Annotated in this window: 5 protein-coding genes and 1 pseudogene; 2 read left to right on the forward strand and 4 right to left on the reverse strand. The window is 73.0% G+C overall.

Annotated elements, in window-relative coordinates:
* The coding region (locus ACFFNX_RS39785) for a TolB family protein (RefSeq protein ID WP_378211330.1) at nt 1-497 on the reverse strand (497 nt) is incomplete at its 3' end.
* A 447-nt stretch (nt 498-944) separates the two neighbouring features.
* Between ACFFNX_RS39785 and ACFFNX_RS39790 the strand changes: the two genes are divergently transcribed.
* Nucleotides 945-1,205: a hypothetical protein gene (locus ACFFNX_RS39790; protein ID WP_378211331.1), complete on the forward strand. Its 261-nt coding sequence runs from the start codon at nt 945-947 to the stop codon at nt 1,203-1,205.
* A gap of 78 nt (nt 1,206-1,283) precedes the next feature.
* Here ACFFNX_RS39790 and ACFFNX_RS39795 read toward each other — a convergent pair whose 3' ends face one another.
* The 3 genes and pseudogenes from ACFFNX_RS39795 to ACFFNX_RS39805 all read right to left on the reverse strand — a co-directional run.
* Nucleotides 1,284-1,739: a DUF72 domain-containing protein gene (locus tag ACFFNX_RS39795; RefSeq protein WP_512699876.1), complete on the reverse strand. Its 456-nt coding sequence runs from the start codon at nt 1,737-1,739 to the stop codon at nt 1,284-1,286.
* A 6-nt stretch (nt 1,740-1,745) separates the two neighbouring features.
* Nucleotides 1,746-2,054, reverse strand: a complete 309-nt coding sequence (locus ACFFNX_RS39800; protein ID WP_378211334.1) for a hypothetical protein — start codon at nt 2,052-2,054, stop codon at nt 1,746-1,748.
* Between the two features lie 17 nt (nt 2,055-2,071).
* Nucleotides 2,072-2,485 (reverse strand): annotated as a pseudogene (locus ACFFNX_RS39805) (DUF72 domain-containing protein); the annotation flags it as partial.
* Here ACFFNX_RS39805 and ACFFNX_RS39810 point away from each other — a divergent pair.
* The coding region (locus ACFFNX_RS39810) for a serine/threonine-protein kinase (RefSeq protein ID WP_378211333.1) at nt 2,370-3,332 on the forward strand (963 nt) is incomplete at its 3' end. The pseudogene ACFFNX_RS39805 and the gene ACFFNX_RS39810 sit on opposite strands and share 116 nt — an antisense overlap.

Genomic DNA, 3,332 nt, shown 5'->3' on the forward strand with positions numbered 1-3,332 from the left:
AGCGTCCGCAGCAGGCCGGCGCCGTCGGTCCGGTAGTCGAGGCGGCCGGTGACGATGGGCCCGGCGGCGCGTCGTCTCCTCGCCTCGCCGTCCTCGCCCGGAACGGCCTCGCGGTCGGTCATCGCGGCGAACGCGACCTTCGACCCGTCGGGGCTCCAGACGGGGGCGCCCGCGCCGAAGGGCAGGTCGGTGACCTGCTCGGCCTCGCCGCCCTCGGTGGGCAGCAGCCACATCTGGGCGGGGCCGGCACCGCCCCGCAGGAACGCGACGTGTGCGCCGTCGGGCGACCAGGCCGGCGCGGAGTCGGCGGGACCGCGGGTCAGCCGCCGGGGCCGCCCGCTCGCGGCACCGACGATCCAGAGCGCGCGTGTGTTCCGGTCGCCGTCGGCGTCACAGGTGCGCAGCACGTACGCGATGCGGCCGCCGTCGGGCGACAGGGCGGGTTGCTCGGGTACGGCGGTCGCGGTCAGGTCGTCGATGCGCTGGCGTCGGGTCACCGGCTTCTCCTCGGTCAGAGTGTGCCCTGCGGCGACGGGCTCGCCGGATCCGCGTGGACGTGCGGGACCGGCGGGGGCGGGTGGACACGGCGACGGGTACGGGTCGGGGCTCGGCATCGGTCACGTTACCCGCGCCGCGGCCGGTGCCCCGGCGACGCGTTTCGCACCGCCGCGACGTCACCGTGGAATCGAGATCGGCCCGGTACGACGCCGTACCGGGCGGCCGGTGAAATATGCGGGCGATTCCGCTTTCACACTGTTCGCCTCGGTCGGGCGTGAGGCCGGAATGGCGTGGGAAGTGGGGCATCGGGCGTGAAGCAAGCCTAGATCTTCCCCAAAACCACTGCACAACCGGGGCGAACACCGGATCCGCGGGTAATCAGCGAAACGCGTGGCGATGCCGGTAGCAAGGCACTGGCCTGCACCTACTCACACCTAAGGGGAGATATGGGGCTCAAGACAATGGTCCTGGCCGGCACCACGCTGGCGACCATGACAATCGGATTCGCCGCACCCGCCTTCGCCGCGGCTGTTCCAGCGCAGCCCGGCCGGGCGATCACGGCCGTCCAGTCGGCCGGCGACGGAAGCGACGACGACGGCATCTCGGGCCTCGGCGGGAGCTCCCCCGTCTGTTCCGCCCTGGGAGCCGAGACCATCCCGACCGGAGACGTCGTGGCCCGGTGCCTGGTCGGAACGAGCGTCGTGTGACCGTTCATCGGTAACGGTTCGCCGTGGCACCGGGGCACCTTCGGAACACGGCACGGATCGTGGTGCGGGCCGCCTTCTTCACGGGGTGGCCCGCACCGAGGATGAGGCAGGCGCCGCCCCCGCCGCGCCGGGAGAGCGGACCGGGCAGTCCGGCATCGCCTCCAGCAGTTCGATGAGCCGGCACGCGCTGCGCGGAGCGTGGTCGCGGTAGGCGTTCTTCATGATCACGTGAGTGCTCGACGTCTCCCTGGCGAGCTCGCGGATGCGCGGGGCCCACTCCGCCGGCTCCCGGGCGGAGTACGGGTATCCGGAGCGCCCGTACCGGCCGTCGCCGGCCCACCGGCCACGGCCGTGGAAGCGGACCTCCGCCAGGCCGGCGGTGGCGGCCGTCACGGGCGGGATGGACCAGGGACGCCCCTGGGGCATGTCGACGCACACGTACGCGATGGCGTGCGAGCGGAGGAACGCTAGCGTCTCCTCCCGGTTCTCCTCACTCGTCCAGGTGCGGTTGCGGAACTCCACCGCGACCGGCAGCGGCTCTCAGCGCCGCAGACACTCCACGACGTAGTCCTTGTTGCGGCGCCCGATCGGGAACCAGCGCGGGAAGGAGAACAGCACCGCCCCGAACCTGCCGGCCTCCCGGAGCGGCGTCAGCGCGGTCACGAAGCGCCGCCAGACCTGCTCGACGACCTCGGGGCCGATGTCGCGGAGGTAGAGGTTCCCGTCCTTGGCCGGCAGCGACGCGCGCAGGTCCTTCGGGAACGCCGCGGCGCGAGTGGGGTCGCAGGTTGAGCAGGGAGAACGCCTTGAACGTCGAACGTGAAGCCGTCGGGGGTCCGCCGCGCCCACAGTCGCGTGGCCCGTTCGCCGGGCAGCGCGTAGTAAGTCGAGTCGACCTCCACGACCGGAAACCGGCTCGCGTGGTGGCACAGGCGCTCGGCCGGCGTACGGGCCCCGGGCGGGTACCACCCCGGAGGTGAGCAGTGTCTCGTCGGTCCATGACGCCGTGCCGACCAGCACGTCACCCGCGTTTCCACGACCGGACCGGCGGGCGCGGCCACCCCGGCGGCCTTCCGTTCTGCGAAAAGTACTGAATCACGTCTTTCATCACGATTAGGACCCTTCAGCGGGGGAATCCGAAACCTCCCGAAGAGAGGGACACCGATGGACGGAACACCGGTACCGGTCGGGAGTGCGGTCCTGCCGGCAGATGTACTCCCGCTGGCGCCCGGGGATCCGGCCACGGTCGGAGGGCACACGCTGGTCGGGCGGCTGGGCACCGGTGGCATGGGCGTGGTGTACCTCGGCCGCGACGAGGACGGCCGCCTGGCGGCGGTCAAGGTCGCGCACACGGGAACGGTCGGCGAGGAGGAGGCACGGGCCCGGTTCCGGGACGAGGTGGCGTCCCTGATCCGGGTCCCCTCGCACTGCACGGCGCGCCCGCTGGCGGACGGCACCGAGCACACCCCGCCCTACATCGTCACCGAGTACGTCGCGGGCCGCTCGCTGAAGGAGATCGTCGAACGCGACGGCGCGCTTCCGCCGGAGCCGCTGCGGGTGCTCGCCACGGGCGTCCTGCGCGCGCTGACCGCGATCCACCGGGCCGGCCTGGTCCACGGGGACCTGAAGCCGGCGAACGTCCTGATGGCGCGGAACGGCCCCCGCGTCATCGACTTCGGCATCGCCCAGAGCGTCTCCGCCGCCGGCGGGCCTGCCGAGACCGGCCGGGTCGTCGGGAGCGTCGGATGGATCGCGCCCGAACGCCTGTCCCTCCGGCCGGCCGCGCCCGCCTCCGACGTCTTCTGCTGGGGATGTCTCATCGCCTACGCGGGCACCGGGCGGAACCCGTTCGGCGAGGGCGACGCCGTGGAGATGGCCGGCCGCGCCCTCTTCGAGCAGCCCGACCTGCGCGGCCTCGACCCGTCCGTACGGTCCCTGGTGACCTCCGCGCTCGCCAAGGACCCCGGCGACCGGCCCACCGCCGACCAGCTGCTCGCCCGGCTGGACCCGGCCGACCCTCTCGCGGCGGACGACCGGTCGGATGACACCGTGACGAACCTGGCGCCGATCACGAGGACCCGTCGGCGGCCGAGGATGCTGGCCGCGGCGTGCGCCGACGCCCGGATG

Source organism: Actinoallomurus acaciae (assembly GCF_042429965.1).
In the GTDB taxonomy this organism is placed as follows: Bacteria; Actinomycetota; Actinomycetes; order Streptosporangiales; family Streptosporangiaceae; genus Actinoallomurus; species Actinoallomurus acaciae.

Bases quoted from the DNA above. Each gene is read 5' to 3' on its own strand.
- ACFFNX_RS39790 (WP_378211331.1), top strand. From the start codon at position 945: ATGGGGCTCAAGACAATGGTCCTGGCCGGCACCACGCTGGCGACCATG.